Source organism: Janthinobacterium aestuarii, assembly GCF_046113285.1.
GTDB lineage: Bacteria > Pseudomonadota > Gammaproteobacteria > Burkholderiales > Burkholderiaceae_D > Janthinobacterium.
On sequence record NZ_CP142524.1, the window covers coordinates 4,770,675 to 4,795,637 of the forward strand.

A 24,963-nucleotide genomic window follows, 5' to 3' on the forward strand; every position below is an offset into this window, starting at 1 on the left:
AACCGCTCAAAGTGCGTCAAAATGCGTCAAATCGCATGCCCCCTCTTCGCCCCGCCGCGCCAGTCCTCATGCGCCTTCGGCCATGGCGCAAATTTGAGTCAAAAGAGCCCTATATAGCGGGCAGGTGTGGAGGGGGGACAACTGCGCGCGCCGGGCCGAAATGGGGCTTTTTCGTGCTTCTGGAGCAACATCATTCCTCCGGACGTGAAAAAGCCGCCTCGTGGGCGGCTTATGCGGTGGCTGGGGCGCTCTGGCGCGGCTGGGCTGTCGCGGCCCTGCCCTGCCGGCTATCGCGGCGTGGCAGTCATCCTGGGCGGCCGGCGCGGATCATCGCCGCCTGCTCCTTGTCGTAGTCGTCGCGGCAGTCCACATCGCAGAACAGCAGCGCGGGCGCCAGCGCCTCGTCGCAGTAGTGGCAGCAGCCGTGCGGCGCCAGGGCGGGACGGCCGCGCACGGCAGCCAGGCCGCGCGCCACTTCGGCGAAGATGATCTTGTCCGTGTTGTCGATGTGGTCACTCATTGCGCGCCCTCCTTGCCCAGGCCCAGGTCATACGGGGCGAACCTCACCACTTCCACGCCCGCCCACTCGTTGATCGCCATGAACTGCGCCTGCAGCGGCACCAGTTCATTGCGGGCGAAGACGCGCGCAGCGGGTTCCACGGCGCCGAAGCCGCCGGCATTGTTCGGCAAGATGCCCATCAGCTGCGGCGGCACGCGGTGCGCAGCCAGCTGGTCGTCGCGCGTGACGCTCTTGATGTTGAAAAACTCGTCTTTCGCGGCCACGTCGGAGACGGGCAGAATCTGGATGCCGTCCTTCTTGCCGTTCGGCGCGTACATGAACAGGTTGCGAAAGTTGCCCGGCCCCTTGCTGTCGCGCATGGCCTGGCGCAGGTTGTCCACGTCCTGCGTGTTGGCGGCCGCGTCCGTCATATAGAACACGAAACCCGCGTGCGAGCCGTTCTTGTAGTACTTGCGGCGGAACAAGGTGGCCGCCTCGTTGAGCCAGGCCGATTGCAAAGCGCTCAGGTACTGCGGCACGCCGTACAGCTCTTGATTGACGTCCGGCTCCATCAGGTGGAACACGCGGCCCTTGTCGAACTGGTGCACGGCCTGGTAGCCGTTCACAAAAAATACGTGTCCAGGTCGACGCCGCGCCGCATGTACTTGGCCAGGGCGTGCTGGTATGCCAGCGCCTTGCCGCTGCGGCTGGGCCGGTCTTCCAGGTAGGCATTGCCGAACGTCAGGAAGTCCAGGGCCATGCGCTTGAAGGCGTCGCGCGACAGGTACTTGCTGGGGATCAGCGTAGACGCCAGCACGTTGGCCTTGAAGTGGATGGCGCTGCTGTGGTGCACGCCCGCGTTGAACGACTTGGCCAGGCCGGCCAGATTGACGGGCGGCTCATACCAGTGGCCGTTCTTCCAGCATTCGAAGCAGTCGAGAATATCGGCGTGCTCGAGCACGGGCGTCGGGTCGCCGAAAGAAAACGCCTCGATGCCGGCGGCGGCCGGCGCCGTGGCCATGGCCGCTGTTGATGGTGCGCCCTCGGCCTGCCGGCCGCGCGCGCGCAAGTGTCGTGCTTTGCTCAAGAATAAATCTCCATGAAAGAGTGGTGGTTGTCGGTGGTGCCTTCGAACGGCTCGTGATCGAGGGCGTGCATGCAGGCCCACGCCAGATCGGCGTGGCCGGTTTCATCGCTGCGGCCAGCCACATAGGTCACGTGCCGCCCGCTGGGGGTGAGGGTCTTGTGGATGGCCATGAACGATTGCGCGATATCCGTCCAGCCGGCGTCAAACTCCAGCCGGCCCTTGCTGATGATGTTTTTGGCTTTTAGCACCATGCGGGTTTTGACTTCGGGCGAGTAATTCAGGGCTGTGACGGCCGGGAAGAAGCCGCGCACGATCGGCAGCACGCCGATGCCCATGCCCGTGGTATCGATGCCGATGTATTCGACGTTGTAGCGCTGCGTCATCTGGCGGATGGCGTCGGCGTGGTCTTCGAAACTCTGCCCGCGCCACTGGTGGCGCTCCAGGATGCGGAACTTGCCGCCGGCCGTCATGGGCGGCGCCAGCACGACGCACCCGGCGCTGTCGCCGTTCAAGGCCGGGTCGTAGCCGATCCACACGGGCCGGTTGCCGAACGGGCGCAGGCCCAGCAAGGGCTTGTAGTCGTCCCACTCGACCCAGGAATCGACCATGCAGCGCTGCAGCTCGGCCAGCGGGAAGACCGAGGCCGAGTCGTCGATAAAATTGCACATCAGCAAATTGTCGAACTGGTCCGGGCTGTATTCGAAGTTGCGCAGCTCGTCGATGTCAAACAGGTTGCAGCCGCCGCGCTCGGCGTCGAGGATGGTGACGATCTGGCGCCAGATCTTGTCCTCGCCTGTGAAACCCGACGACAAGCGGCCATGGCTCACATCGATGTTGACCTGGTCGGCCTTGGCGCGGCGCTTGTTGAACAGTTCGCCCGTCCAGAACGGATAGGCCTGATGCGTGGTCGAGGATGGCGTTGAAAAGTAGGTCTTGCGCCACTTCTTGTGGATGGCCATGCCCGAGGCCACCTTGTTCAACTCCTGGAAATTCTGCGTCCAGAAGAATTCATCAAAGTAGAAATTGCCGTGGTAGCCCTGTGCCGTGCGCGCGTTGGTGCCCAGGAAGTACAGATGCGCGCCGTTCGGCAGCACGATGGGGTCGCCCGTCAACTCGATGCCGGCCGCCTCGCGCGCGAATTGCACAATGTATTGCTTGAAGACGTGCGCCTGGCTTTTTGAGGCGGACAGGAAAATCTGATTGCGGCCCGTCGCCATGGCGTCGGCCAGCGCCTCGCGGGCGAAGTACCAGGTGGCGCCGATCTGGCGGCTCTTGAGGATGGCGCGCGTGCGCTGGTCGCCGTTGCGATACCAGACTTTTTGATAGTCGAAGAGCGAATCCTGGAAGGCGTCGAGCAGCTGGATTTTCTGTTCTTCGCTGAAATCGTTGCGCGTCGGCTTCTTCTTCGGGCCGGCATTGCGGTTCGCCAGTTTGGGGTTGAGGTCTACCTCGTTGCCGCCCGGTTGCTCATAGCGGCGCACGCGCGCCATCTGCACGATGGTGCGGGCCAGCAGATCAATTTCCTTGTAATCGCTGCCGCTCTTGACCTCTTTTTCGATCAGCTTGACCAGGCGCAGCTCGGCCGACGCCTCAACGTGCTCGATGGCCTGCGCCTTGTCCCATTCGTCGCGCGCCTTCCAGCTATTGATGGTGCTGCGCTTGAGTCCCAGGTGGCGGGCGATGGACGAAATGCGCCAGCCCTTCCAGTACAGGGCGCGCGCGGCGCGGCGTGGCTCAGACTCAGGCACGGCCAGTTCGGCGATTTTCTCGTCGGGAGTTTGTTCGCTTATTTTCTCGATTGTCAGCATGCCGCCAGCGTAGGCTGCGCGCGCGCGGAACGGGGAAAGGCAAAAGTCGCTATGGCCCATAGCAACCCGCAGCGCATTGAGTCGCAGCGCCAAGACGTTGACCATGGCGTTATCCGATCAACCGAGACACGCCACCATGCCTAAATCCCAATTCTTCCGCGTCGCCACCGAAGGCGCCACCACGGACGGCCGCAACATCGACCGCGCCACCATCGAGCAGATCGCCGCCAGCTACAACCCGAAAACCTACGGCGCGCGCATCTGGCTGGAACACATTCGCGGCATCCTGCCCGACAGCCAATTCAAAGCCTACGGCGACGTGATCGCGGTGAAAGCCGAGGAAGTCGACACCGACAGCGGCAAGAAACTGGCCCTGTTCGCGCAGATCGAACCGACGCCGGAACTGGTCGCCATCAACAAGGCGAAACAGAAGCTGTACACCAGCCTGGAAATCCAGCCCGACTTTGCCGACTCTGCACAACCCTACCTGGTCGGCCTGGGCGTCACCGACAGCCCGGCCAGCCTGGGCACCGATGCGCTGAAATTCTCCGCCAGCCGCAAGCAGCAAAGCGCCAACCTGTTTACCTCGGCCGTCGAGGTGACGCTGGAGTTTGACGAGCCGCAGGGAACCAAGCTGGCCGACGCCGTGAAAAACCTGCTGTCGCGCTTTTCGAACAAATCCGGCGCCGACGCGGCGCAGTTCGCCGACATCAGCGAAGCCGTGCAGGCGCTGGCCGGCCACGTCGTCACCGCCAACGATAACTACACGGGCACCCTGGCGCGCCTGGAGAAAACCGAAACGGCATTGAAGGCCACGCAGGACGAGCTGGCCGCCTTCAAGGCGCAGATGGACGAAGCGCCCGGCAACGGCCCGCGCCGCCCGGCCGCCACCGGCAACGACGGCGCCGTGCAGACCGAGTTTTAAGCGCCCTCGCCCTTTCTTCCCCCCATTCAACAACGGAGCACTGATTTATGAAAAAGCAAACGCGCCAGGTCTTTGGCCAATATGAAACCCGCCTGGGCCAACTGAACGACACGGACAATGTGGCCAAGACCTTCAGCGTCACGCCCAGCGTGCAGCAAAAGCTGGAAACGAAAATGCAGGAATCGAGCGAGTTCCTGACGAAAGTGAACATCATCGGCGTGACCGAGCAGGAAGGCGAAAAGCTGGGCCTGGGCGTATCCGGCCCGATTGCCGGCCGCACCAACACCAAGGACAAGGAACGCAAGACGCGCGACCTGTCCACCCTGGACGGCACCAAGTACCGCTGCGAACAAACCAACTTCGACACGCATCTGAACTATGCCAAGCTGGACGCCTGGGCCAAGTTCCCCGATTTTCAATCGCGCGTGGCCAATGCCATCCTGACGCGCCAGGCGTTAGATCGCATCGTCATCGGCTTCAATGGCGTCAAGGCGATGGCCGACACCGATCTGGACGCCAACCCACTGCTGCAGGACGTGAACAAGGGCTGGCTGCAGCACCTGCGCGAGCTGGCGCCCGAGCGCGTGCTGGGCCTGGTCGCGGCCGGCATGCCGGGCAAGGTCGTCATCGGTGACGTGGCCGATGCGGATTACGCCAACTTGGACGCGGCCGTCACCGATGCCGTCAACCTGCTGGACCCGTGGTATCAGGAAGACACCAATCTGGTGGCCATCGTCGGGCGCAAGCTGTTGAACGACAAGTATTTCCCCCTGGTCAACACCAAGCAGGCGCCCACGGAAACGCTGGCGGCGGACATCATCATCAGCCAGAAACGCATCGGCGGCTTGCCGGCCGCGCGCGTGCCCTACTTCCCGGATAACGCCATCCTGATTACCCGTTTCGACAATCTGTCGATCTACTTCCAGGAAGGCGCGCGCCGCCGCCGCGTCGAGGACGTGCCCAAGCGCGACCGCATCGAGAACTACGAGTCATCGAACGACGCCTACGTGATCGAAGACCTGGGCCTGGCGGCGCTGGTGGAAAACATCGAGCTGAAAGACAAGTGATGGGCAATCTTTCCCCCGCCCTGCGCCACCGCGCGCGCATGCTGGCCGAGCGCACGGCCGGCGCCGCCGCGCCGCAGGGCGTGACCACCGGCACGGCCTACGAAATGATGCTCTACAAGCTGGCCGATGACCGGCGGCGCCTGAAATCCATCCAGTCGGTGGAACGCAAGATCGAGGTCAAGGCCACCATGCTGCCCGACTATGCGCAGTGGATCGACGGCGTGCTGGCCGGCGGCAAGGGCGCCCAGGATGACGTCTTCGCCACCCTGCTGGTGTGGCACATCGACACGGGCGAATACGACCGCGCCCTGGTCATGGCCGAGTACGCGCTGGCGCACAAGTTCACCCTGCCCGACACCTACAGCCGCGACATCGCCACCCTGATGCTGGACGAATTTGCCGAGGGCTTCCTGCACGGCAAGCTGGCCGCCGATCCGCAGCACGCGGCCCAGGTGCTGGGCACCGTCGAGCAGCTGACGGCTGCCAGCGATGCGCCCGACCAGGCGCGCGCCAAGCTGCACAAGGCCATCGGCCTGGCCATGATCGCCGTGCTGGACCAGGCCGACGACGCGGAGATTGCGCCGGCGCTGGTGGCGCAGGCGGAAACGGCCATGGCCCAGCTGAAGCGTGCCCGCGCTTTATCCGAGTCGTGCGGCGTCAAGAAAGATATGGAACGGCTGGAGCGGCGCATCAAGCGCGCGGCCGGTTCCACGTAAAGAGCATCCCCCGCAGCACGGCGGCACGGGGGGATTCTGGTCATACCCTTGACCTGATGAACCCCGTCCACCGCCCCATTTTGAAAGCGTCCCGTATGTCCTTCATGGCCCTACCCCCGTCCACCCCGCCTGGCACCACCCCGGCGCCACCTGCAACGGTCCCCGGCATCATCGAGAACGACGGCTGGTTTCCCGATATTGCCCTCACCGACATGCGCGACGCTATGCGCCTGGACGGCACCGTCACCGACGCGCGCCTGGTGCAAGCCGTGGTGGACGCCATCCTGCAGGTCAACCGCGAGCTGGCCGACTGGCAGGGAATGCAAGCCGCCGCCGGCATCGCCACCCTGGTGGACGTGCCGGCCGCGCGCATCAACCGCGAATCGCGCCTGCTGGCGCAGTACCGGCGCGCCGTCTACAGCACGGCGAAAGCCGATCTGATCGAGCGTTACCGCGACTACGACAGCACGGCCACGTCCGTCAGCGACAAGAAAAGCATGGAGTGGCTCGACGAGGCGCCCGGCGCGCAGCGGCGCAATGCGCAATGGGCGATTGCCGATATGGTCGGCCGCACGCACCTGATCGTCGAGCTGATCTGATGCAGGTGCGCACGCAGCAACACGACACGGTGGACGCCCTGGTGTGGCGCTACCTGGGCGACGGCGCGGGATACGTCGAGCACACCCTAGAAATGAATCCCGCGCTGGCGCGCCATGGCGCCGTGCTGCCTGCCGGCCTGCTCGTCTCCCTGCCCGAGCCGGCACCCAGCACGGGCCAGGCGGCGGACATCGTGCAGCTATGGGACTGATCCTGGCATTTAACCTTTATCCATCATGAAAAATCTTTCATCCCTCTTACCGGAGAATCAAGCAATGTCCGCAGAATCGTTTGGTGGTTTCGCCACCCTGGTCAAACTGTACGGCTTCAAGGCGGCGCTGGGCATGGTCGGCGCCGCCATGCTGTACATCGTGCTGCCGCCCCTGAACAGCGACGGCACCTTCAACAAGGGCGAATTCGTCGCCCGCCTGGCCTGCGCGGGCGTCTTCTCCTGCCTGCTGGGCGGCACCGTCTACCAGCTGCTGTGCGCCCAGCTCCCGGCCATCGGCGCCATGGTCAACGCCTCCGCCATCGATCTGATCGTGGGCGCCCCCGGCTGGTGGGTATCGCGCGCCGTGGCCCTGTGGTTCCAGCGCCGCAGCGACAAGGACATCGCCGAGCTGGTCAAAGACGCGAAGGAACATTGATGGCCACCGTGGAAAATCCCCTGATCGCACGCGTCATCGACGCCATCCTGCGCGCCGAAGGCGGCTATGTGAACGACCCGCAAGACAAGGGCGGGGAAACCAATTACGGCATCACCGTGGCGGTGGCGCGTGCCAACGGCTACACGGGGCCGATGCGCGACCTGCCTGTATCGGTGGCGCGCGCCATCTACACGGCCCGCTACATCACGGAACCCAAGTTCGACCAGGTGCTGGCCCTGCATGCCGGCATCGGCGCCGAAGTCATCGACACGGGCGTCAACATGGGGCCGCACCGCGCGGCCGAATTCCTGCAGCGCTGGCTGAACGGTTTTAATGACACGGGCGCCCGCTATCCCGCCCTGTTCGTCGACGGCCGCCTGGGCGCGCAGTCGCTGGGCGCGTTGGCCGCGTTCCTGAAATGGCGCGGCCAGGAAGGCGCCACCGTGCTGCTGCGCGCCCTGAACGGCCTGCAGGCAGCGCGCTACCTGGAAATCACCGAGGCCAACAAAACCCAGCGCCGTTTTCTGTTCGGCTGGATCAAGGAACGGGTGGCCATGTGACAGCACCCACCTGGCGCCCACTGGCCGCTGTTCTCCTGTGCGGCGCTCTGGCCGGCTGGACGGTGCAGGGCTGGCGCAAAGACGCCAGCATCGCCGAACTGCAGCGGGCGGCCGCTATCCAAACAACCACCTCCGCCACCGCACTGGCCCAGGCCACCGCCCGCGTGCTCACCTTGGAGCGCGCAGCCGGCGCCGTCCTGGCGCAGCGCGCCGACCACCTCACCCAGGAACAAACCCATGCGAAAACTGAACGTGACCGTTTTAACGATGACGTGCGCAGCGGCGCTGTGCGCCTGTCAATCCCCGTCGCCGGCGGCCAGTGCGCCGCCACTGCAGATACCTCCGCTGCCGCAAGCAATCGGCATGAAACGCGCGCCGAACTTGACCCAGCGACTGCGGCAGCTCTTGACACCATTGCCGGCGACGGCGACGACGCCGCCCGCCAGCTGAACGCCTGCATCGACGCCTACAACCTAGTACGAGACGCCTACCATGTACAAACCGAATAGCCTGCGCCAGCACCTGGCCGCCGCCATCCCCGACCTGCAGCGCGATCCCGACCGCCTGCTGGTCTTCGCCGACGAAGGCAACGTGGTGGCGTCGGCCACCGCCTCCCTCTCCTTCGAATACCGCTTCAAGCTCAACCTGATCGTCACCGATTACGCGGGCGACGCGGACGCCATCATGGTGGCCCTAATCGCCTGGCTGAAAGTGCATCAGCTCGACCTGATGGCCAACGAGGAAACGCGCAGGCACGGTATCGCCTTCGAGGTCGATTTTAATAACCACGAAACGGTCGACATTTCCATCAAGCTGGACCTGACCGAACGCGTGGCAGTCAAGGCCGGCGAGGCGGGCCGCCTCGACATCAAGCACCTGGCCGAGATACAGCACATGCCCGCCTATGCGGACGAGTTCTGGAAGTTGTACGCCGGCGAGACGCTGCTGGCCGAATGGCGCACGCCCGAGGCCACGCCATGAGCGACGACCTGCATGCACTGGAAGCCTGGGCCGGCGCCCTGCTGGCCAAGCTGCAGCCGGCCCAGCGCCGCGCCATCAACCACAAGGTGGCCATCGACCTGCGCCGCAGCCAAGCGCAGCGCATCAAGGCGCAGCAGGGGCCGGATGGCACGGCCTATCCAGCGCGCAAGCGGCGCAAGGAATTCAAGGGGAAGAATGGAAGGATCAAGCGGCAGAAGGCGGCCATGTTCGCCAAGATTCGCACTGCCAAACACCTGAAAGTAAAGGCAACCGGCGATCAGATCGAGGTCGGGTTCTTTGGCTGGGTGGCGCGCGTGGCGCGCGTCCATCAGTTTGGGCGACCAGATCGGGTATCAAAAAAGGGGGCGATATACACCTATGTAGCGCGGCCCCTTATTGGAATCAACGAACAGGATCAGAGCTTAGTACGTGAATCCTTATTACGATATCTATGTCAAATCTAGAATCCGAACAATGATTCTTGCTGATATTAGTTGCCAAATGAGTTAGAGTCCAGCGAGCACTAATTGTCACATATTGATCAGGTCAAATATGTACACGATCTTTGCTTGCCTATTATTCTAGTCATCACAACACTCATTTGGAGCAACAATGCGTCACTTTCTTTCAATCACCCTGCTTGCTATTCCTCTACTGGTCAATGCGCAAGAACAAGCCGACGCAACCAAGGCCCCCCCAGCAACGAAACTAGAAGCATTTTCAGCAAGAACTGGTATCGTAATCGTAAAAGGCTTCTCGACTATAGGTGTTGTCAATGGCATGGGACGAGTATCAATAGACGTACGCGAGTTTCGAGACGCGAGTAACCCAAAATCTGTCCAATACGGAGTTTCGTTTGAAGTCAAAGAATCGGGAAGGCTTGAACGCCAAAGTACTTCATTCATTGACGAGGAAGAAATTGATTCTCTTATTCGGGGCTTGGACTACATCAGCAAAATAGAACGAAATGTGACTACATTGGGTAACTTTGAGGCCCAGTATAGAACAAAAGGCGACTTATCCATGACCGTATTCTCCGGCACAAATGGCGAAGTAAGTTTCGCAGTGTCGAGTGGCAGAATTGGTAAGACCTCAGCATTTCTCAAGCTGGCCGATGCTGAAAAAATCCGTTCTTTATTGAACGAAGCTAAGGCCGCCATTTCAAAGGCAAAGTCGTCTAGCGTGAAATCTTGATCGCTCAGAAATAAGACCTACCAACCTCAAATTTAGCCCCTGATCACAAGCCAGCAGAAGCCCACGAAGAACCGCAAAAGTCACTAATCCGCTTATCAACCCGCCCCCGCGTGCATCCGCACGCGGACTTCGGCAACATGCATTGCATGAACGCCGACCTGTCCGACCTCCTCCGCTTGCTGCAAAACCTGATCCGCCTGGGCACCATTGCCGAGGTCAAAGGGGCCAAGGCGCGCGTGCGACTCGGGCCAACCCTCACCACCGAGTGGCTGAAATGGGCCACGCGCCGCGCGGGCAGCACGCGCACCTGGTCAGCGCCCACCGTCGGCGAACAGGTCATCGTCTTTTCCCCGGGCGGCGACCTGACGCGCGGCATCATCGTTCCGGCACTGTACTCGCAGGAATTTGACGCGCCCGAAACCAGCGACACCATCCACACCACGCATTACCCCGACGGCGCCGTGGTGCAGTATGACCACGCGGCCCACGCCCTGACGGCTACCCTGCCTGGCGGTACCGCCACCATCACGGCCGACAAGGTGACGTCGAACGCGCCCAGCACCATCTGCACGGGCGACCTGACCGTCATGAAAAACCTGATCGTCATGCAGTCCACCACTGTGGAAGGCACCACCACCCTGAACGGCGGAGTGAACGCCAAGGCCGGCGCCGCTGGCGGCGTGGCCATGGCCGTGCAAGGCAAAGTCACAGCCAGCGAGGACGTGCTGGCCGGCGCCATCAGCCTGGCCAAGCACCCGCACGGCGGCGTCAAGGCCGGCGGCGACCAGTCGGGCGGGCCGCAAGCATGATGGGCATGCACGCCGCCACCGGGCGCAGCCTGACGGGCCTGGATCACCTGCGCCAGTCCGTGACCGACATTCTCACCACGCCCATGGGTTCGCGCATCCGGCGCCGCCGCTATGGTTCCGAGGTGCCCGAGCTGATCGACCAGCCCTTAAATAGCGCCACGCAGTTGCGCATCTACGCCGCCACCGCCTTTGCCCTGCGCCGCTGGGAGCCGCGCCTGCAGCTCGCCAGCGTACAGCTCACGCGCGACACGGACGGCGCCATCACCCTGCTGCTGGACGGCACGGCGAATAGCGAGGGCATCACCTTGGCCGTGCCCGTCAAGCAAGGCGGCATCGTATGAGCACGCCCATCGACCTGACCCAATTGCCCGCGCCAAGCGTAGTCGAGGTGCTGGACTTCGAAGCCATCCTAGCCGGCCGCAAGACGCATCTGGTCAGCCTGCTGCCGGAAGCCGAGCGCGCGGCAGTCACGGCCCTGTTGGAACTGGAATCGGAACCGGCCACCAAGCTGCTGGAAGAAAACGCATATCAGGAAACCATCCTGCGCAACCGCGTCAACGAGGCGGGCAAGGCCGTCATGCTGGCGTTTGCCCTCGATGGCGACCTCGATCAACTGGGCGCCAACGTCAACGTGGCGCGCCTGACCATCACGCCAGCCAATCCCAACGCCCTGCCACCTGTGGCGGCCGTCATGGAAGACAACGACGCCTACCGCCTGCGCATCCAGGAAGCGCCGGACGGCCTGTCCGTGGCCGGCCCGAAAGCCTCCTATGAATTCCACGCCCGCAGCAGCGACGGCCGCATCAAAGACGCAAGCGCCACCAGCCCGGCGCCGGCGCACGTCACCGTCACGGTGCTGGCCAACAACGCCACCGGCATCGCCGACGCTGCACTGCTGGCCACCGTGGCGCGCGCGCTCAACGCCGAGGACGTGCGCCCCCTGGGCGACCGCTTGAGCGTGGAAGCCGCCCAGGTCGTCGATTACCAGATCGAGGCCACCTTGTTTATCGGCGTCGGCCCGGAAGTGCCGATTTTGCTAGCCGCCGCGCAAGCCAACGCCGCGCGCGTGTCGCAGCCACGCCGCCCGTTGGGGCACAGCATCTACCGTTCCGCCTGCAGCGCCGCCGTCCACGTCGAGGGCGTGCGCAAGGTCGTCTTGACCAGCCCGGCCACCGATATCGAGCTGGACGCCACCCAGGCCGCACGCTGCACCGCCATCAACTTGAACGTGGTGGTGCTCGATGAATAAGACTGTGCCCACCCTGCCGTCGAATACCACGGCGCTGGAACGCGCCATTGCCGTGGCCTGCGCCGAGCTGGTCAACGTGCCCGTGCCGCTGCGCGACCTGTGGAATGCCGACCGCTGCCCCGTTGCCTTGCTCCCATTCCTGGCGTGGGCGTGTTCCGTCGACCGCTGGGACGACGCCTGGCCCGAGTCGATCAAGCGCGGCACGATCAAGGCGTCCTACTTCATCCACAAGCACAAGGGCACGATTGCCGCCGTGCGCCGCGTGGTCGAGTCCCTGGGCTATTTGATCCGCATCACCGAATGGTGGCAAACCTCACCGCCCGGCGTGCCCGGCACTTTCCGTCTCGATGTCGGCGTGCTGGACTCGGGCATCACAGATGCCATGTTTCAGGAAATGGAACGCCTGATTGCCGACGCCAAGCCCGTCAGCCGTCACATGACGGGCCTGGCCATTTATCTGGAAAGCCGTGGCAACGTCTACGCGGGCGCTTGCGCCTACCACGGCGACAGCATGACCGTGTATCCCTGGATCGCGGAAACCATCGAAGTGCGCGGCACGCTGTTACAAAGCGGCGCATCCCATACCATCGACACTCTCACCATCTATCCATGAGCACATACTTTGCCATCCTGACCGAAGTGGGCGAGGCCAAGCTGGCCAACGCCATCGCCCTGGGTCAAACCCTGAAACTGAAAAATCTTGCCGTAGGCGACGGCAACGGCAACCTGCCCATGCCTGTGCGCACGCAAAAGGCACTCGTCCACGAAGTGCGCCGCGCTGGCCTGAACCAGTTGACCATCGACCCGGCCAACAGCAGCCAGATCATCGTCGAGCAAGTCTTGCCCGAGGACGTGGGCGGCTGGTGGATACGCGAGATCGGCATCTTTGACGAGGCCGGCGACCTGTGTGCGGTCGCCAACTGCCCGCCCAGCTACAAGCCCCTGATGGCCGAGGGTAGCGGGCGCACGCAAGTGGTGCGCATCGTGCTGATCGTCGCAAGCACGGCCGCCATCGAGCTGAAAATCGATCCGTCCGTCATCCTGGCCACCCGTAAATATGTCGATGATCAAGACATTACCGTGCGCGCCTACAGCGACGCGCAACTGGCCAAGCACCTGGCAGCTGTTGATCCTCACCCGCTGCTGGCAAAGGTCGCTTATGTCGATCAGCAGGACGCCAGCGCACGCGCCTATGGCGACCAGCAACTGGCCAAGCACCAGGCGGCCGCCGATCCGCACCCGCTCCTGGCCAAGGTCGCCTATGTCGATCAGCAAGACACCAGCACACGCGCCTATGGCGACCAGCAACTGGCCAAGCATCAGGCGGCTCTTGACCCGCACCCGCTGCTGGCCAAGGTCGCCTATGTCGATCAACAGGACACCAGCGCACGCGCCTATGGCGACCAGCAACTGGCCAAGCACGCAGCGGCGGCAGATCCGCATCCGCAATACAGCATGAAGGAAGTGGCGACACTGCCGAAGTTTGACGCGTCAAGCAAGCTGGTCAATGCCGACTTTGTGCAGCGCGCACAAGGAAACATGGTGCGCTATGCCGGCGTCACTGAAAGCCGTTCGCTCACCGCCGAGGATATGGGCTGCGCCCTGTACTTCCCGACTGCGGGCAAGGCCATCACCATTCCTGACCCAGTATCGCTTGGCATTCCCCACAATTCCGGCAAGTGCGTCAAGTTCTTCGGACTTTTCAATAGCGGCACCATCCTTGCCGCGCCAGGCGTGAACATTGGATTTGATGTTGGCAGCGTGCCGAGCATCACGATCAAGGCGGGACAATTTCTCACCCTCATGGCGACCGGGACAAACGTCTGGCAAGTCATCGACTCGACCGCCGAGCTGTGGCGCAATGCCGACTTTGCGGCCATGTTGTTTTCGAACGGCTTCAAGCAAATTTCCGGCGACTTCATTTTCCAGTGGGGCACCGGCACAACGACACAGGCCACCGGCTACGCCGATGTGATCTTTCCCATTCCGTTTCCGAACAAGTGTTTTCGCGTCTTTGGGGGATATGACGGGCAAGCCGGCGCCGGGGCCAGTGCGCCCAGCAATATCAATGCCGGCATGCAAACCAAAACGGGCTGCCGCCTGTTCACCTACAACGGGACAACGCTGTCGGGCGGCATCACCCCATCCTATTTTGCGATTGGAAACTAATCATGGCCGTCAGATATTCACCGAGCACAGGTTTTTTTTACCCCGTCAACATCGAGTACCAGGACATCCCGTCCGATGTGTTTGAGGTATCCGAGGCTGACCACCTGGCCGCCCATACCGCCCGTGCATCCGGCGGATCGTTCAAGTTTGTCAAAGGGGCGCTGCGCATCACGCCGGCCCCTGCCATTCCCTATGGCCAAGTGTGCGCCTTCTACCTCGATACCGTTCGCGCGCGCCGTGACGGGATTCTCAACCGCCTGGCCGGTATCGGCTTTGCCGCCATGGCCAGCGGCGACGCGGCAATCGCGCAAGCCATCGCCACGGCGCGCACCTGCCTGCTCGACATCACCATCTGCGCGACGGTCGTCGCCGCACAGGATGTGGACGCCCTGCAGGCGGCCGTCAGCGCCGAATTCCAGCGCATCGCCGACGCCTTGCCGCAAGAGGCCCGGCGCGCCTTCGATGATGCAGGCAACACCCAGTAACACCCCCGACATTCACTACCTACCAGGAGAGCCAGCAATGCCCACCGACTACCACCATGGCGTGCGCGTCATTGAAATCAACGAGGGTTCGCGCCCCATCCGCACCGTGTCCACGGCTGTGCTGGGCCTGATCGCCACGGCCGACGATGCCGACCCGGCCGTTTTCCCGCTCGACACGCCAGTGCTCGTCACCAACGTGCTGGCCGCCATGGGCAAGGCCGGCAAGACCGGCACCCTGTATCGCGCGCTGGAAGCCATCGCCGCACAAACCAAACCCTTGACCGTCGTGGTGCGCGTGGCCGAAGGCGAGACGGAAGCGGAAACCACCACCAACGCCGTGGGCGGCGTGTCACCGGACGGCAAGTACCTGGGCGCCCAGGCGCTGCTGGCCGCGCAAAGCAAGTTGGGCGTGAAACCGCGCATCCTCGGCGCGCCGGGCCTGGATACCCAGGCCGTCACCAACGCCCTGGTCAGCGTGGCACAGCGCCTGCGCGGCTTCGTGTATGCGTCGGCCTATGGCTGCGCCTCCGTCACGGCGGCCACCACCTATCGCGGCCAGTTCGGCCAGCGCGAAGTAATGGTGATCTGGCCGGATTTTGTGAACTGGGATACGGCCACGGACGCCGAGGCCAGCATCTCGGCTGTCGCCTTCGCCATGGGTCTGCGCGCCAAGATCGACGAGGAAACGGGCTGGCACAAGACCCTGTCCAACGTAGTCGTCAACGGCCCGACCGGCATCACCAAGGACGTATTTTTCGACCTGCAAGACCCGGCCACCGATGCCGGCGTGCTCAACGCCAAGGAAGTGACCACCCTGATTAACATGGGCGGTTACCGCTTCTGGGGTTCGCGCACCTGCGAGGCGCCGGGCGGCTTCTTCTATTTCGAAAGCTACACGCGCACGGCCCAGGTGCTGGCCGACACCATCGCCGAAACGCACTTCGCCTATGTCGATGTGCCCCTGCATCCGTCCCTGGTGCGCGACCTGCTGGAGAGCATCAACGCCAAGTTCCGCGACCTGAAATTGCAGGGCTACATCATCGACGGCCACGCCTGGTATGACGAGCAATACAACGACAAGACGGCGCTGAAAGACGGCAAGCTGGCCATCGACTACGACTACACGCCCGTGCCGCCGCTGGAAAACCTGAAATTCCAGCAACGCATTACCGACCGCTACCTGGCCGACTTCGCCTCGCGCATCGCCGCATAGTCGTACTGGCGCCGCCATCACCACCCTGCCCGCGCCAGCGCGGGCGCATTGAATAACTGGAGAACACCATGGGCCTGCCCCGCAAACTGAAAAATTTTAACTTGTTCCAGAACGGCGTCTCCTTCATGGGCATGGTGCCGGAAGTCACCTTGCCCAAGCTCAGCCGCAAAATGGAAGAGTACCGCGCCGGCGGCATGAGCGGCCCCGTGTCCGTGGACTTCGGCAACGAGGCGCTGTCGCTGGAATGGAGCGGCGGCGGCCTGATCGCCGAAGCCCTGAAACAGTACGGCGCGCACACGCACGGCGCCGTGCAACTGCGCTTTGCCGGCGCCTATCAGGAAGACGATGAGGGCACGGTCGCCGCCGTCGAGGTCGTCGTGCGCGGCCGCTACAAGGAAATCGACATGGGCGGCGCCAAGATGGGCGACGACACCACGCACAAATACACCATGGCTTGCAGCTATTACAAGCTGATGATCGACGGCGCCACCGTCATCGAACTGGACTTCATGAGCGGCACCGAGAACTTTGGCGGCGGCGACACCAATGCGGCCATCCGCAAGGCCATCGGCCTGTAATCCCCTTTTCTATTCACCACCACCCTACAAGGACAACACCATGCACAACGATACCCAAAACAGCGCCGTCATCGAACTGGACGACCCGATCAAGCGCGGCGATACCTTCATCAACTCGCTGACCGTGCGCAAACCCAAGGCGGGCGCCTTGCGCGGCATTTCCCTGATCGAGCTGGCCAACCTGAACGTGTCGGCCTTGCAGATCGTGCTGCCGCGCATCACCGAGCCGACCTTGACCGCGCACGACATCGCCAACATGGACCCGGCCGACCTGCTGGCCGTGGGCGCCGAGGTTGCCGGTTTTTTGGCGAGCAAAGCAGATCGCCTTTCGGTATCCCCGGCGAAGTAGAGGACGCCATGGCCGACATTGCCGGCGTCTTCCACTGGACGCCGGCAGCGATGGACGGTTTTACCATTGATGAACTGATGGCCTGGCGCGAGCGCGCCCGGCAGCGAAGCGGAGCGGAATAGATGGCTGGTCGGGATCTGAAATTACAAGTGGTATTTGCGGCACTGGACAAGATTACCGGCCCGCTGAAAAAAATCATGGGCGGCTCGAGCGATACGGCCAAAGCGTTGAAGGCCACCAGTGACCGCTTGCGCGAACTGAACACCCAGCAGAGAAACCTGGGGAAATTCCGCGAACTGCATAGCGGTATCAATGCGACGCGTACCAAGCTCAAGGAAGCGCAAGACAAACTGAATGATCTTGCTGCGAAAATGAAGCAGACCACGACGCCCACGCGCGCCCTGACGCGCGAATTTAACGCAGCAGTCAAAGTCACGCAGGCATTGACGCTGAAAGGCCGCGAACAAAGCCAGCAATTCCGCGTCCTGCGTACCAGCCTCAAGGAAGCCGGCATTGACACGCGCCAACTGGGCAAGGCCCAGGAATGGCTTAAGAACAGTATCCAGTTGACGAACGTTGAATTGGCTTCGCAACAAAAGCGTCTGGCCGCGTCAGCCGACAAGCAGCAGCGCGTCACCAACGCCACCCAGCATGCCGACAAGCTGCGCAACAAGGCGGGCAACCTGGCCATGGCCGGCGCCGGCGCGACCGCCACGGGCGCCGTCATCGGCGCGCCCGTCGTCAAGGGGCTGAACGAGGCCAAGCACTATCAAACGGAAGTGGGCAGGGTCAATGCCCTGGGCCTGGGCGATAAAGTGTCAGCCGAGGCCGTCGCCTTCGCGCGCAACATGAAGACCTACGGCACCAGCCAGCTCGACAACCTGCAGTTGATGCGCGACGGCATGAGCGCCTTTGCCGACGTGCACCACGCGGAAATGGTCGCCCCTACCTTGGCGAAGATGAAGTTTGCCAATCATGCCTTCTTCGGCGAGGCCGAGGGCGCCGACAACGAACGCAAGTTCATGGACATGCTCAAGGTGATCGAACTGCGCGGCGGCCTGGAGAGCAAGGAAAAGTTCGAAGCCCAGGCCAATATCGTGCAGAAAGTGATTACCGCCACAGGCGGGCGCGTCGGGCCGAATGAATGGCTGAACATGATCAAGACGGGCGGCCTCGCTGCCAAGGGTTTGAAGGACGATGCGTTTTACTACCAGATGGAGCCGCTGGTGCAGGAAATGGGCGGCAACCGCGTCGGCACGTCCCTGATGAGCGCCTACCAGAACTTGTACCAGGGCCGTACCACGAAACGCTCGGCCAAAAAGCTGGAAGAGTTTGGCCTGATCGGCGACAAAAGCAAGGTCAAGCACGACAAGGCCGGGCAAATTTCCTTTCTCGATCCTGGTGCGCTGCTGGGTTCCGAGCTGTTCCGCGAAAACCAGTTCGAATGGATGGAAAAAGTGCTGTTGCCGCAATTGGCCAAGAAGGGCATCACGGAAAAGAAACAAGTGCTCGATGCCATCGGTAGCATCTTTTCCAACCGCACCGCGTCGAACTTGCATTCGCAAATGTATTTGCAGCGCGTGCAGATCCACAAGAATGAAAAGCTGAACCGTGGCGCGGCGAACATCGATCAGCTGGACAAGCTGGGCCGCAACTCGGCCGCCGGCAAGGAACTGGAAGCGCAGTCCAAGCTGGCCAACTTGAAACTGACTATGGGCGAAAAAATCCTGCCGCTGTACGCGCAGGGGCTGGAAATGGCGATTTCCGCCGTCACGCGCCTGAACGGCTTCATGGAACGCAACCCGACCGTGGCCAAGGTCATGATTACCGCCTTTGCCGTACTGGCCGGCCTGCTGCTGGTGCTGGGGCCGCTGATGCTGGGCATTGCCGCCATGATCGGCCCGTATGCCATGCTGCATGTCATGTTTGCCAAAATGGGCGTGACGGGCGGCGTGCTCACGCCCATCCTGCGCGGCCTGGGCGGCGCCTTCATGTGGGCGGGCCGCGCCGTACTGTGGCTGGGCCGTGTCCTGACGCTGACCCCGATTGGCATCGCCATCACGGTCATCGCCGGCGCCGCCTTCCTGATCTACAAATACTGGGAGCCGATCAAGGCTTTCTTTGGCGGCCTGTGGTCAGACGTCAAGGCGGCGTTTGCCGGCGGCTTCGTCGGCATCAATAACCTGATCGCAGACTGGTCGCCGCTGGGCCTGTTCTATCGCGCCTTCGCGGGCGTGCTGGGCTGGTTCGGCATTGCGCTGCCGGCCAGGTTCAGCGACTTCGGCAGCGGCCTGCTGCGCAGCATGGCCAGCGGCATCACCAGCAGTTTGAACGTCATCTATCAATGCTGGGAGCCGGTCAAGACGTTCTTTGTCGGCGTGTGGTCGCAGCTCAAGGCGACGTGTGCCGGTGGCCTGACGGGTATCAGCGCCCTGATTATCAACTGGTCACCGGTCGGCGTGTTTTACCAGGCGTTCGCGGGCGTCATGAGCTGGTTCGGCATCAAGCTGCCGGCCCAGTTCACCGAATTCGGCGCCAACATCCTGCGCGGCCTGGTCAACGGCATCACGGGTTCCATGGGCGCCGTCAAGGACGCCATCAGCAATGCCGGTTCCAGCACCATTGCCTGGTTCAAGGAAAAGCTGGGCATCCACAGCCCGAGCCGCGTGTTTGCCCAGCTCGGCGACTACACCATGCAGGGCCTGGCCGTGGGCCTGGACCGCAGCGAGGGCGCGCCGATTGCCAAGGTTTCGGGCCTGGCGCAGCGCCTGACGCAACTGGGTGCCGGCATTGCCATCGGCGCGGCAACCGCCCTGCCCGCCAGCGCCTTCGACACGCGCGCGCCGCTGGCACAAGGCGGGTTCGGCGCCGGCATGACCATCCAGGGCGACAAGATCGAAATCACTTTCAACGTGCAGGCCGGCACCGATCCCCAGGCCATTGCGCGCGCGGTGAGCGTGGCGCTCGATCAGCGCGACCGCGAAAAGGCGGCGCGCATCCGCTCGTCCTTGCGCGACCACGATTAAGAAAGAAGCACACCATGATGATGATTTTAGGAATGTTCGTGTTCAGCCTGCCGACGCTGGCCTATCACGAGCTGCAGCGGCAAACGGAATGGAAGCACGCCAGCACGGCGCGCGTGGGCCTGCGCGACGCGCACCAGTACGTGGGGCCAGGTGACGACACCATCACCCTGTCGGGCTGGGTGGCGCCGGAACTGACCGGCTCCCTGTATTCGCTCGATGCGCTGCGCATGATGGCCGACACGGGTAAATCGTGGATTCTGATCCAGGGCACGGGCCGCATTCTCGGCTCGTATCGCATCACCAGCATGACCGAGGGCCGCAGCGTCCTCGACGGCAGCGGTGGCGCGCGCCGCGTTGAGTTCTCCATTGCGCTCAAGCGCGACGACGACGGCGTGCTGGCCATGCTTGGCCTGGGCGACATCGGCGACCTGAAAAACATGCTCAGCATCGACGGCATGACCAGCAGCATCGCCGGCGCGGCCAGGAATGCCGTGGGCAGCGTGGTCGGCAATGTCGTCGGCGGCATCACGTCGAAATACGGTGGCGTGGTCAGCGAGATGAAAGACAAGATCGGCGGCAGCATCAGCGGCGCCATCGGCAGCGCGGCGGACAAGTTCAAATGAGCGAGCATATCCCCGCCTTCAAGGTCAGCATCGAGGACAAGGATTTGACCGCCATCGTCTCGCCGCGGCTGATTAATCTGACCTTGACCCTGTGCCGTGGCGACGAGAGCGACCAGCTCGATATCTCGCTCGACGACAGCGACGGCAAGCTGGCCCTGCCGCCGCGCGGCGCGCAGATCGCCCTGGCGCTGGGCTGGCAAGCCGCCGGTCTGGTGGATATGGGCAAGTTCACCGTGGACGAGGTGGAACACAGCGGCGCGCCCGACACCATCACCCTACGCGCGCGGTCGGCCAACCTGATCGACACCTTTAAACAGCAGCAGGAACACAGCTTTCACAAGACCACCCTGGGCGCGATCATCGAGGCAATTGCCTTTCGCAACGAGCTGGCGTCGGGCGTGTCGGCGCGCCTGCGCGATACCGCCGTCGAGCACATCGACCAGACCCACGAAAGCGATGCGGCCTTCCTGCGCCGGCTGGGCAGAAAATACGACGCGGTGGCCACCGTCAAGAATGACATCCTGCTCTTCATCCCCATCAACCAGAGCCGCACGGCCAGCGGCAAGGCGCTGCCCGTCATCCCCATCACGCGCGCCCTGGGCGACGGCCACCGCTACCACAGCGCCGAAAGCGACGCCTACACGGGCGTGCGCGCCTTCTGGCACGACGAGCGCTATGCGCGCCGCCGCAGCGTCGTAGCCGGCGTGCCGGGCAACAGCAAGCGCCTGCGCACCACCTTCGCCAACGAAACCGACGCGCGCGCGGCGGCCGTGGCCGAATGGCAGCGCATCCTGCGCGGCCTGGCCACCTTCGAAATGAGCCTGGCCCTGGGCAACCCGGCAGTGTTCCCGCAATCGCCCGTGACGGTGACAGGCTTCAAGCCTGAGATCGACGCCACCGAATGGCTATCGGTCAAGGTCACGCACAGCCTGGGCGGCAACGGCTTTACCACGCGAGTGGAGTTTGAAACGAAAACGGAAGCGGTCGAGGCCGAGCGCGAGGAAGAGAAAGACCCGGACGAAGGCATCACGGGCGTGGTGGCGAAGTGGAAGGATGTGGCGGCGAAGAAGAAAAAAGCGGGGCAGGAACAGGCTGGCGCCGCTGGCACGCTCAAAACGCTGGAGCATACCTACAAGAGCAAGCAGGCAGCGAAGCGGGCGGCGCTGCATGCGTGGAAGCATATTGAGGAAGTACGAGAAATCATTCGTGAAAATAAAGAGGACGTGGCCAGCGCTCAATAGGAGCTGGTTCCGCGCTGGCTTATTGTCCTCGATTTGCGTCCAGCCACATTGCTGGCATATCACCTACAGCACCGACACATTCCATCGCTTTGCCGCGTGATCGCTCAATATGCCCGGCGGTGTAAGCCTTTCCGGCAATGTAGCATTTCCCGTCTTTTGCCTGATTAACATCATGACCTACAGGTGCTTGAACTTTGTAAAGTAGCCAGCCACAAGCAATCAGGCATGCAATCAGGGCCGCAAGTTGCAAGCGAGCGGTGCGTTGCAGGCGTATAAAGCTCATCGTTTTTTCAGCACATGCGATGCAGGGGAGCGCAGTGTGCGCATGGTGAGCTATAGCTTGGGGGGATTTGACGGTAGAGGTCGGAGCATCAACAAGGGGCTTTCCGGCCTCTTCAATTCTTTGCTCTAGAGTAGTTTTCACTTCTTGATACTTATTCCTAGGCAATTCTTTAAATCTTTGGAGGCCGTAATCGGTAATCAGTCCTCGATATATCTTTACATCCTCAACGCCAATTAGGCTGGCAAGCCTGTCCACCAGCAATTTGATGTTTGAACGCTGATAGGAGGTAATCAGCTCAACTTCTTTTTCCTTGTCGCCGACATGTAGCGTGACTACGTTGCTCAAGCGCGGCGCCTCATTCACGTTTCCAATAACCGCTTGCCCTACTTCGCGCTTGAATTCAAATTTTTCAGACATCTGCTAACTTTACTTTCCACAACCAAAACTAATCTACGTTCATCGACTAAGGATGCTCAGTCGGTCTAGCCTTTGTAATCGCATTTGTTGGTCATCAGCCAGTAAGCCGTGCGCGTCTGCGGAATGATTTTCTTGCCACGTATGACATACGAAGCCTGGCCGCCGCTGATTGGGCAAATGGCTTTCACAATCTGATTCGGCTCACTTAGGAAAATGTCTATAATTTCATCCCCGGCAAGGATGTGCGGCGGTTCGTCCTCGCCTTTAGCGACCTTCGTTATCTTCACGAACTCCACGGCCATGCCAACTTTCGGGAGACGCACACTAAGGTCTTTATAGCCGAGGTCTTTATCCGTCACCGGAATGCGGACTAAGGCCAATTTGATTTTTTTTGCATCGGAGGTGGACTCGTTTGCGTAAGCAGATGAAATTGGCAATGCGGCCAAGAGCAACGATATTAAAATGGCCTTCATTTTCTCTTTGTGCCCACGTTGAATGTCTGCTTCCCCGTCACATCACCAGTTACTTGCTGGCCGACTTTGCCGTGGAAAATTACAGTGGGGGTGGCTGTATCCGCCTTTTGCTGCGCCGGCTTGGTCGCAGGAGCTGCGGTCATACCGTCTATCATCCCTAATACACCCGCCTTGCCGCGAATATCTAAACCACGATAACCCGACAGCAATTCCTTTTCGTCGTCTGTCAACGAGGCCGCTGCCTGATCGCCAGTAAGGATGAATTGGACATCAACACCAATAGCGGAAATAGCCCGTAGATAAACGGCGTCTGGAGACCGCTCATCCTGTTCGTACGATATTTGAGTACGTTTTTTCACGCCACCTGCAGCGCCAAAATCTTCTTGATTCATGCCCAAGCGGAGGCGCTCCGCCTTCAATGCTTCGCCGATGGTGCTCATATTTTCACTAAATCTCATTGACAGGTGTACATTCGTACACTATAGTTACGCCATCCTGTAGCGATTACACATCATAACATTATGAAAAACGTATCCAAAATAGGGCGCACTACCAAGGGCGTCACTTCTCAGCCTTTAGGTGTCCGCTTGGCGCCTGATGAAGTGCTGGAGGTCGAAGACTTTGCCGCGCAGCAAGAACGATCCCGCGCTTGGTTTTTGCGCTTCCTGATCTTGCGCGGCCTCGCCGATTACAAGCGCGAAATCGCTTCCCAAATCACCCACTAAGGACGACGCCATGTACCCCGATGCAAAACGTATCCGCAACCACCGCGTCATGTTGCGCCTGGACGATTACGAACACCAGCTTGTTTCCTCGCTCGCCGATTACCAAGGCGAAGCTCTTGCGGTGCTGGTGCGCCAGATTGTCATGCGTGAAGCCTTGGCCGTTGTTGCCGCAGATGACGCCAACATCGATAGCGTACAGCTTCGCAATGCTTAATCCGAGACGCTGAATAGTAACTTTTAAGCAACTGCAAAGCTACCCACATGCCAGATCACCAAATTAATCTCAATGACGACGAGCGCGCGCTGCTGGAGATCGTGCGCCAGCGCCAAGGACTGGCCGATATCGAACAGGCTGCGGAATGGCTCATCAAGTCGCGCTTGCGCAAGCAGTTGAAAAACATGACAGGTCGCGGTCGCGCCCTGTATCAAGTGGAAAGAAAGCTGAAATGAGAGTCATCGGCCTGCCCTGCCCGCATTGCGAATACACCGTCCGCGCCGTCAAAAGCCGCACGATGTCCGTCATGTTCAAGGAAATCACCTACATGTGCCAGAACCCCGACTGCGGGCACTCTTTCGTGGCAGGCCTGGAAGTGCTGCGCACCCTCTCGCTGTCCGCCATGCCCAAGCCGGATATCCGCATCCCGATGTCCCAGCATGCGCGCGCGGCAGCCACCAGCCAGCTGGCCCTCGACCTGACTGCGGGCTGCTGATGACTATCCCGATCCTCGCGCCGCCGTAGCCCGGCCGCCGTAACTTCCCCCTCTTTTGCTGTGCCCTGCAGCGCTCCGTTTTGAGCGTGCGGGATTCGTTCAACCTGAAATAAGGAAAACCGATGGAAAACACGCTGCACGCCACCCGTCATGCCGACCAATCCATGGCACCAAGCACGATCCGCCCCGCCTTGCAAAATTGCATTGTCCCCGTGGCGCCAACGTGTTTTCTGCTGCAAGCCAGCGCGGGCATCGGCATCGCGGCGCTGACCGCCCACATCCATGAGATCGCCAAGACCTATCACGCCTACGGCGCTGCCAATTTGACCTTCATCGTCAGCGATGGGCAGGCACTGGAGCGTGACGGCTTTTTCGCGCCAGCCAAGCAACGCGCCCTGGTCGGCAAGCTGCCCATCGAGGTGAACTACATTTTTGCCACTGAAGCGGGTTCCCGCCACTGCTGCGGCGCATCGCACACGCTCCCGTACTGGGCAGAACATTTTCTCAAGGCAGGGGCACGCTGATGCTGCGC

General features: G+C 61.9%; 34 protein-coding genes and 1 pseudogene. 29 read left to right on the top strand and 6 right to left on the bottom strand.

What is annotated here, in order from left to right; genetic code table 11:
- Positions 1-304: 304 nt before the first annotated feature.
- The 3 genes and pseudogenes from OX462_RS21365 to OX462_RS21375 all read right to left on the bottom strand — a co-directional run bounded on the left by OX462_RS21365 (position 305) and on the right by OX462_RS21375 (position 3,394).
- Positions 305-520: a DUF2116 family Zn-ribbon domain-containing protein gene (locus OX462_RS21365; protein ID WP_121668727.1), complete on the bottom strand. Its 216-nt coding sequence runs from the start codon at positions 518-520 to the stop codon at positions 305-307.
- Positions 517-1,520: pseudogene (locus OX462_RS21370) on the bottom strand (phage portal protein). Before OX462_RS21370 ends, OX462_RS21365 begins: the two are co-directional and overlap by 4 nt.
- 62 nt (positions 1,521-1,582) lie before the next feature.
- Complete coding sequence (locus OX462_RS21375; RefSeq protein WP_121670971.1) at positions 1,583-3,394, bottom strand: terminase ATPase subunit family protein; 1,812 nt, start codon at positions 3,392-3,394, stop codon at positions 1,583-1,585.
- A 136-nt stretch (positions 3,395-3,530) separates the two neighbouring features.
- Here OX462_RS21375 and OX462_RS21380 point away from each other — a divergent pair, with 136 nt between their 5' ends.
- The 24 genes from OX462_RS21380 to OX462_RS21495 all read left to right on the top strand — a co-directional run bounded on the left by OX462_RS21380 (position 3,531) and on the right by OX462_RS21495 (position 21,823).
- Positions 3,531-4,319, top strand: a complete 789-nt coding sequence (locus OX462_RS21380) for a GPO family capsid scaffolding protein (RefSeq protein WP_409027008.1) — start codon at positions 3,531-3,533, stop codon at positions 4,317-4,319.
- 47 nt (positions 4,320-4,366) lie between these two features.
- Complete coding sequence (locus OX462_RS21385; RefSeq protein WP_121668724.1) at positions 4,367-5,386, top strand: phage major capsid protein, P2 family; 1,020 nt, start codon at positions 4,367-4,369, stop codon at positions 5,384-5,386.
- The gene (gpM, locus tag OX462_RS21390; protein ID WP_121668723.1) at positions 5,386-6,102 is read left to right on the top strand and encodes a phage terminase small subunit; all 717 of its coding nucleotides are present in this window, start codon (positions 5,386-5,388) and stop codon (positions 6,100-6,102) included. The genes OX462_RS21385 and gpM overlap by 1 nt, the downstream gene beginning before the upstream one ends.
- A gap of 95 nt (positions 6,103-6,197) precedes the next feature.
- Positions 6,198-6,701, top strand: coding sequence for a head completion/stabilization protein (locus tag OX462_RS21395; RefSeq protein ID WP_409027009.1), 504 nt, complete (start codon positions 6,198-6,200; stop codon positions 6,699-6,701).
- A complete protein-coding gene (locus OX462_RS21400; RefSeq protein ID WP_121668721.1) occupies positions 6,701-6,910 on the top strand; it encodes a tail protein X in 210 nt (69 codons plus the stop codon). Before OX462_RS21395 ends, OX462_RS21400 begins: the two co-directional genes overlap by 1 nt.
- A gap of 64 nt (positions 6,911-6,974) precedes the next feature.
- Positions 6,975-7,346: a hypothetical protein gene (locus tag OX462_RS21405; protein ID WP_035820867.1), complete on the top strand. Its 372-nt coding sequence runs from the start codon at positions 6,975-6,977 to the stop codon at positions 7,344-7,346.
- The gene (locus OX462_RS21410) at positions 7,346-7,906 is read left to right on the top strand and encodes a glycoside hydrolase family 108 protein (protein WP_121668720.1); all 561 of its coding nucleotides are present in this window, start codon (positions 7,346-7,348) and stop codon (positions 7,904-7,906) included. The genes OX462_RS21405 and OX462_RS21410 overlap by 1 nt, the downstream gene beginning before the upstream one ends.
- A complete protein-coding gene (locus tag OX462_RS21415) occupies positions 7,903-8,415 on the top strand; it encodes a lysis system i-spanin subunit Rz (RefSeq protein WP_240453552.1) in 513 nt (170 codons plus the stop codon). Before OX462_RS21410 ends, OX462_RS21415 begins: the two co-directional genes overlap by 4 nt.
- Entirely contained in the window at positions 8,399-8,887 is a 489-nt protein-coding gene (locus OX462_RS21420) for a phage tail protein (protein ID WP_121668719.1), read from the top strand. Before OX462_RS21415 ends, OX462_RS21420 begins: the two co-directional genes overlap by 17 nt.
- A complete protein-coding gene (locus tag OX462_RS21425) occupies positions 8,884-9,351 on the top strand; it encodes a phage virion morphogenesis protein (RefSeq protein ID WP_409027010.1) in 468 nt (155 codons plus the stop codon). The genes OX462_RS21420 and OX462_RS21425 overlap by 4 nt, the downstream gene beginning before the upstream one ends.
- A gap of 148 nt (positions 9,352-9,499) precedes the next feature.
- Complete coding sequence (locus tag OX462_RS21430) at positions 9,500-10,081, top strand: hypothetical protein (protein WP_162995580.1); 582 nt, start codon at positions 9,500-9,502, stop codon at positions 10,079-10,081.
- Between the two features lie 137 nt (positions 10,082-10,218).
- Positions 10,219-10,890, top strand: coding sequence for a phage baseplate assembly protein V (locus OX462_RS21435; protein WP_240453551.1), 672 nt, complete (start codon positions 10,219-10,221; stop codon positions 10,888-10,890).
- Positions 10,887-11,231 (top strand): GPW/gp25 family protein, encoded by a 345-nt coding sequence (locus OX462_RS21440; RefSeq protein ID WP_121668717.1) that lies wholly within the window; start codon positions 10,887-10,889, stop codon positions 11,229-11,231. Before OX462_RS21435 ends, OX462_RS21440 begins: the two co-directional genes overlap by 4 nt.
- Entirely contained in the window at positions 11,228-12,139 is a 912-nt protein-coding gene (locus tag OX462_RS21445; protein ID WP_121668716.1) for a baseplate assembly protein, read from the top strand. The genes OX462_RS21440 and OX462_RS21445 overlap by 4 nt, the downstream gene beginning before the upstream one ends.
- Positions 12,132-12,752: a phage tail protein I gene (locus OX462_RS21450; protein WP_205602330.1), complete on the top strand. Its 621-nt coding sequence runs from the start codon at positions 12,132-12,134 to the stop codon at positions 12,750-12,752. Before OX462_RS21445 ends, OX462_RS21450 begins: the two co-directional genes overlap by 8 nt.
- Entirely contained in the window at positions 12,749-14,308 is a 1,560-nt protein-coding gene (locus tag OX462_RS21455; protein ID WP_121668715.1) for a phage tail protein, read from the top strand. Before OX462_RS21450 ends, OX462_RS21455 begins: the two co-directional genes overlap by 4 nt.
- Positions 14,309-14,310: 2 nt before the next feature.
- Entirely contained in the window at positions 14,311-14,793 is a 483-nt protein-coding gene (locus OX462_RS21460) for a hypothetical protein (RefSeq protein WP_121668714.1), read from the top strand.
- A 37-nt stretch (positions 14,794-14,830) separates the two neighbouring features.
- The gene (locus OX462_RS21465) at positions 14,831-16,006 is read left to right on the top strand and encodes a phage tail sheath protein (protein WP_121668713.1); all 1,176 of its coding nucleotides are present in this window, start codon (positions 14,831-14,833) and stop codon (positions 16,004-16,006) included.
- Positions 16,007-16,074: 68 nt separating this feature from the next.
- Positions 16,075-16,584 (top strand): phage major tail tube protein, encoded by a 510-nt coding sequence (locus OX462_RS21470; protein ID WP_121668712.1) that lies wholly within the window; start codon positions 16,075-16,077, stop codon positions 16,582-16,584.
- 40 nt (positions 16,585-16,624) lie between these two features.
- Positions 16,625-16,933, top strand: a complete 309-nt coding sequence (locus OX462_RS21475; RefSeq protein ID WP_121668711.1) for a phage tail assembly protein — start codon at positions 16,625-16,627, stop codon at positions 16,931-16,933.
- Positions 16,934-16,941: 8 nt separating this feature from the next.
- The gene (locus OX462_RS21480; RefSeq protein WP_071650284.1) at positions 16,942-17,055 is read left to right on the top strand and encodes a GpE family phage tail protein; all 114 of its coding nucleotides are present in this window, start codon (positions 16,942-16,944) and stop codon (positions 17,053-17,055) included.
- A complete protein-coding gene (locus tag OX462_RS21485; protein WP_162995579.1) occupies positions 17,056-19,959 on the top strand; it encodes a phage tail tape measure protein in 2,904 nt (967 codons plus the stop codon). It begins immediately after the preceding gene.
- 14 nt (positions 19,960-19,973) lie between these two features.
- Positions 19,974-20,582 carry a phage tail protein gene (locus OX462_RS21490; protein ID WP_121668709.1) on the top strand — a complete coding sequence of 203 codons (609 nt, stop codon included), beginning with the start codon at positions 19,974-19,976 and terminating at the stop codon, positions 20,580-20,582.
- Positions 20,579-21,823, top strand: coding sequence for a phage late control D family tail protein (locus OX462_RS21495; RefSeq protein WP_121668708.1), 1,245 nt, complete (start codon positions 20,579-20,581; stop codon positions 21,821-21,823). Before OX462_RS21490 ends, OX462_RS21495 begins: the two co-directional genes overlap by 4 nt.
- A gap of 19 nt (positions 21,824-21,842) precedes the next feature.
- Here the strand turns inward: OX462_RS21495 and OX462_RS21500 are convergent, their stop codons facing one another.
- The 3 genes from OX462_RS21500 to OX462_RS21510 form a co-directional block, all read right to left on the bottom strand.
- Positions 21,843-22,523, bottom strand: coding sequence for a hypothetical protein (locus tag OX462_RS21500; protein WP_162995578.1), 681 nt, complete (start codon positions 22,521-22,523; stop codon positions 21,843-21,845).
- A 65-nt stretch (positions 22,524-22,588) separates the two neighbouring features.
- Complete coding sequence (locus tag OX462_RS21505) at positions 22,589-22,996, bottom strand: hypothetical protein (protein ID WP_121668707.1); 408 nt, start codon at positions 22,994-22,996, stop codon at positions 22,589-22,591.
- The gene (locus OX462_RS21510; protein ID WP_121668706.1) at positions 22,993-23,436 is read right to left on the bottom strand and encodes a helix-turn-helix domain-containing protein; all 444 of its coding nucleotides are present in this window, start codon (positions 23,434-23,436) and stop codon (positions 22,993-22,995) included. Before OX462_RS21510 ends, OX462_RS21505 begins: the two co-directional genes overlap by 4 nt.
- Positions 23,437-23,517: 81 nt before the next feature.
- Between OX462_RS21510 and OX462_RS21515 the strand changes: the two genes are divergently transcribed.
- The 5 genes from OX462_RS21515 to OX462_RS21535 all read left to right on the top strand — a co-directional run bounded on the left by OX462_RS21515 (position 23,518) and on the right by OX462_RS21535 (position 24,955).
- Positions 23,518-23,721, top strand: a complete 204-nt coding sequence (locus OX462_RS21515) for a hypothetical protein (RefSeq protein ID WP_162995577.1) — start codon at positions 23,518-23,520, stop codon at positions 23,719-23,721.
- Positions 23,722-23,731: 10 nt separating this feature from the next.
- A complete protein-coding gene (locus OX462_RS21520; RefSeq protein ID WP_121668705.1) occupies positions 23,732-23,935 on the top strand; it encodes a hypothetical protein in 204 nt (67 codons plus the stop codon).
- Positions 23,936-23,982: 47 nt separating this feature from the next.
- Entirely contained in the window at positions 23,983-24,171 is a 189-nt protein-coding gene (locus OX462_RS21525) for a hypothetical protein (protein WP_121668704.1), read from the top strand.
- Entirely contained in the window at positions 24,168-24,431 is a 264-nt protein-coding gene (locus tag OX462_RS21530; protein ID WP_121668703.1) for an Ogr/Delta-like zinc finger protein, read from the top strand. The genes OX462_RS21525 and OX462_RS21530 overlap by 4 nt, the downstream gene beginning before the upstream one ends.
- A 122-nt stretch (positions 24,432-24,553) precedes the next feature.
- A complete protein-coding gene (locus OX462_RS21535) occupies positions 24,554-24,955 on the top strand; it encodes a hypothetical protein (RefSeq protein WP_121668702.1) in 402 nt (133 codons plus the stop codon).
- Positions 24,956-24,963 lie beyond the last annotated feature (8 nt).

Excerpts from the sequence above, each read along its gene's own strand:
- OX462_RS21495 (WP_121668708.1), top strand. The coding sequence starts at position 20,579 with ATGAGCGAGCATATCCCCGCCTTCAAGGTCAGCATCGAGGACAAGGAT.
- OX462_RS21515 (WP_162995577.1), top strand. The coding sequence starts at position 23,518 with ATGAAAAACGTATCCAAAATAGGGCGCACTACCAAGGGCGTCACTTCT.
- OX462_RS21500 (WP_162995578.1), bottom strand. The coding sequence starts at position 22,523 with ATGTCTGAAAAATTTGAATTCAAGCGCGAAGTAGGGCAAGCGGTTATT.
- OX462_RS21520 (WP_121668705.1), top strand. The coding sequence starts at position 23,732 with ATGTACCCCGATGCAAAACGTATCCGCAACCACCGCGTCATGTTGCGC.
- OX462_RS21480 (WP_071650284.1), top strand. The coding sequence starts at position 16,942 with ATGGCCGACATTGCCGGCGTCTTCCACTGGACGCCGGCAGCGATGGAC.
- OX462_RS21475 (WP_121668711.1), top strand. The coding sequence starts at position 16,625 with ATGCACAACGATACCCAAAACAGCGCCGTCATCGAACTGGACGACCCG.
- OX462_RS21425 (WP_409027010.1), top strand. The coding sequence starts at position 8,884 with ATGAGCGACGACCTGCATGCACTGGAAGCCTGGGCCGGCGCCCTGCTG.
- OX462_RS21460 (WP_121668714.1), top strand. The coding sequence starts at position 14,311 with ATGGCCGTCAGATATTCACCGAGCACAGGTTTTTTTTACCCCGTCAAC.
- OX462_RS21435 (WP_240453551.1), top strand. The coding sequence starts at position 10,219 with ATGCATTGCATGAACGCCGACCTGTCCGACCTCCTCCGCTTGCTGCAA.
- OX462_RS21530 (WP_121668703.1), top strand. The coding sequence starts at position 24,168 with ATGAGAGTCATCGGCCTGCCCTGCCCGCATTGCGAATACACCGTCCGC.
- OX462_RS21510 (WP_121668706.1), bottom strand. The coding sequence starts at position 23,436 with ATGAGCACCATCGGCGAAGCATTGAAGGCGGAGCGCCTCCGCTTGGGC.
- OX462_RS21400 (WP_121668721.1), top strand. The coding sequence starts at position 6,701 with ATGCAGGTGCGCACGCAGCAACACGACACGGTGGACGCCCTGGTGTGG.
- OX462_RS21465 (WP_121668713.1), top strand. The coding sequence starts at position 14,831 with ATGCCCACCGACTACCACCATGGCGTGCGCGTCATTGAAATCAACGAG.
- OX462_RS21485 (WP_162995579.1), top strand. The coding sequence starts at position 17,056 with ATGGCTGGTCGGGATCTGAAATTACAAGTGGTATTTGCGGCACTGGAC.
- OX462_RS21440 (WP_121668717.1), top strand. The coding sequence starts at position 10,887 with ATGATGGGCATGCACGCCGCCACCGGGCGCAGCCTGACGGGCCTGGAT.
- OX462_RS21380 (WP_409027008.1), top strand. The coding sequence starts at position 3,531 with ATGCCTAAATCCCAATTCTTCCGCGTCGCCACCGAAGGCGCCACCACG.
- OX462_RS21505 (WP_121668707.1), bottom strand. The coding sequence starts at position 22,996 with ATGAAGGCCATTTTAATATCGTTGCTCTTGGCCGCATTGCCAATTTCA.
- OX462_RS21385 (WP_121668724.1), top strand. The coding sequence starts at position 4,367 with ATGAAAAAGCAAACGCGCCAGGTCTTTGGCCAATATGAAACCCGCCTG.
- OX462_RS21405 (WP_035820867.1), top strand. The coding sequence starts at position 6,975 with ATGTCCGCAGAATCGTTTGGTGGTTTCGCCACCCTGGTCAAACTGTAC.
- OX462_RS21430 (WP_162995580.1), top strand. The coding sequence starts at position 9,500 with ATGCGTCACTTTCTTTCAATCACCCTGCTTGCTATTCCTCTACTGGTC.
- OX462_RS21445 (WP_121668716.1), top strand. The coding sequence starts at position 11,228 with ATGAGCACGCCCATCGACCTGACCCAATTGCCCGCGCCAAGCGTAGTC.
- OX462_RS21490 (WP_121668709.1), top strand. The coding sequence starts at position 19,974 with ATGATGATGATTTTAGGAATGTTCGTGTTCAGCCTGCCGACGCTGGCC.
- OX462_RS21420 (WP_121668719.1), top strand. The coding sequence starts at position 8,399 with ATGTACAAACCGAATAGCCTGCGCCAGCACCTGGCCGCCGCCATCCCC.
- gpM (WP_121668723.1), top strand. The coding sequence starts at position 5,386 with ATGGGCAATCTTTCCCCCGCCCTGCGCCACCGCGCGCGCATGCTGGCC.
- OX462_RS21410 (WP_121668720.1), top strand. The coding sequence starts at position 7,346 with ATGGCCACCGTGGAAAATCCCCTGATCGCACGCGTCATCGACGCCATC.
- OX462_RS21375 (WP_121670971.1), bottom strand. The coding sequence starts at position 3,394 with ATGCTGACAATCGAGAAAATAAGCGAACAAACTCCCGACGAGAAAATC.
- OX462_RS21450 (WP_205602330.1), top strand. The coding sequence starts at position 12,132 with ATGAATAAGACTGTGCCCACCCTGCCGTCGAATACCACGGCGCTGGAA.
- OX462_RS21470 (WP_121668712.1), top strand. The coding sequence starts at position 16,075 with ATGGGCCTGCCCCGCAAACTGAAAAATTTTAACTTGTTCCAGAACGGC.
- OX462_RS21455 (WP_121668715.1), top strand. The coding sequence starts at position 12,749 with ATGAGCACATACTTTGCCATCCTGACCGAAGTGGGCGAGGCCAAGCTG.
- OX462_RS21395 (WP_409027009.1), top strand. The coding sequence starts at position 6,198 with ATGTCCTTCATGGCCCTACCCCCGTCCACCCCGCCTGGCACCACCCCG.
- OX462_RS21535 (WP_121668702.1), top strand. The coding sequence starts at position 24,554 with ATGGAAAACACGCTGCACGCCACCCGTCATGCCGACCAATCCATGGCA.
- OX462_RS21365 (WP_121668727.1), bottom strand. The coding sequence starts at position 520 with ATGAGTGACCACATCGACAACACGGACAAGATCATCTTCGCCGAAGTG.
- OX462_RS21525 (WP_121668704.1), top strand. The coding sequence starts at position 23,983 with ATGCCAGATCACCAAATTAATCTCAATGACGACGAGCGCGCGCTGCTG.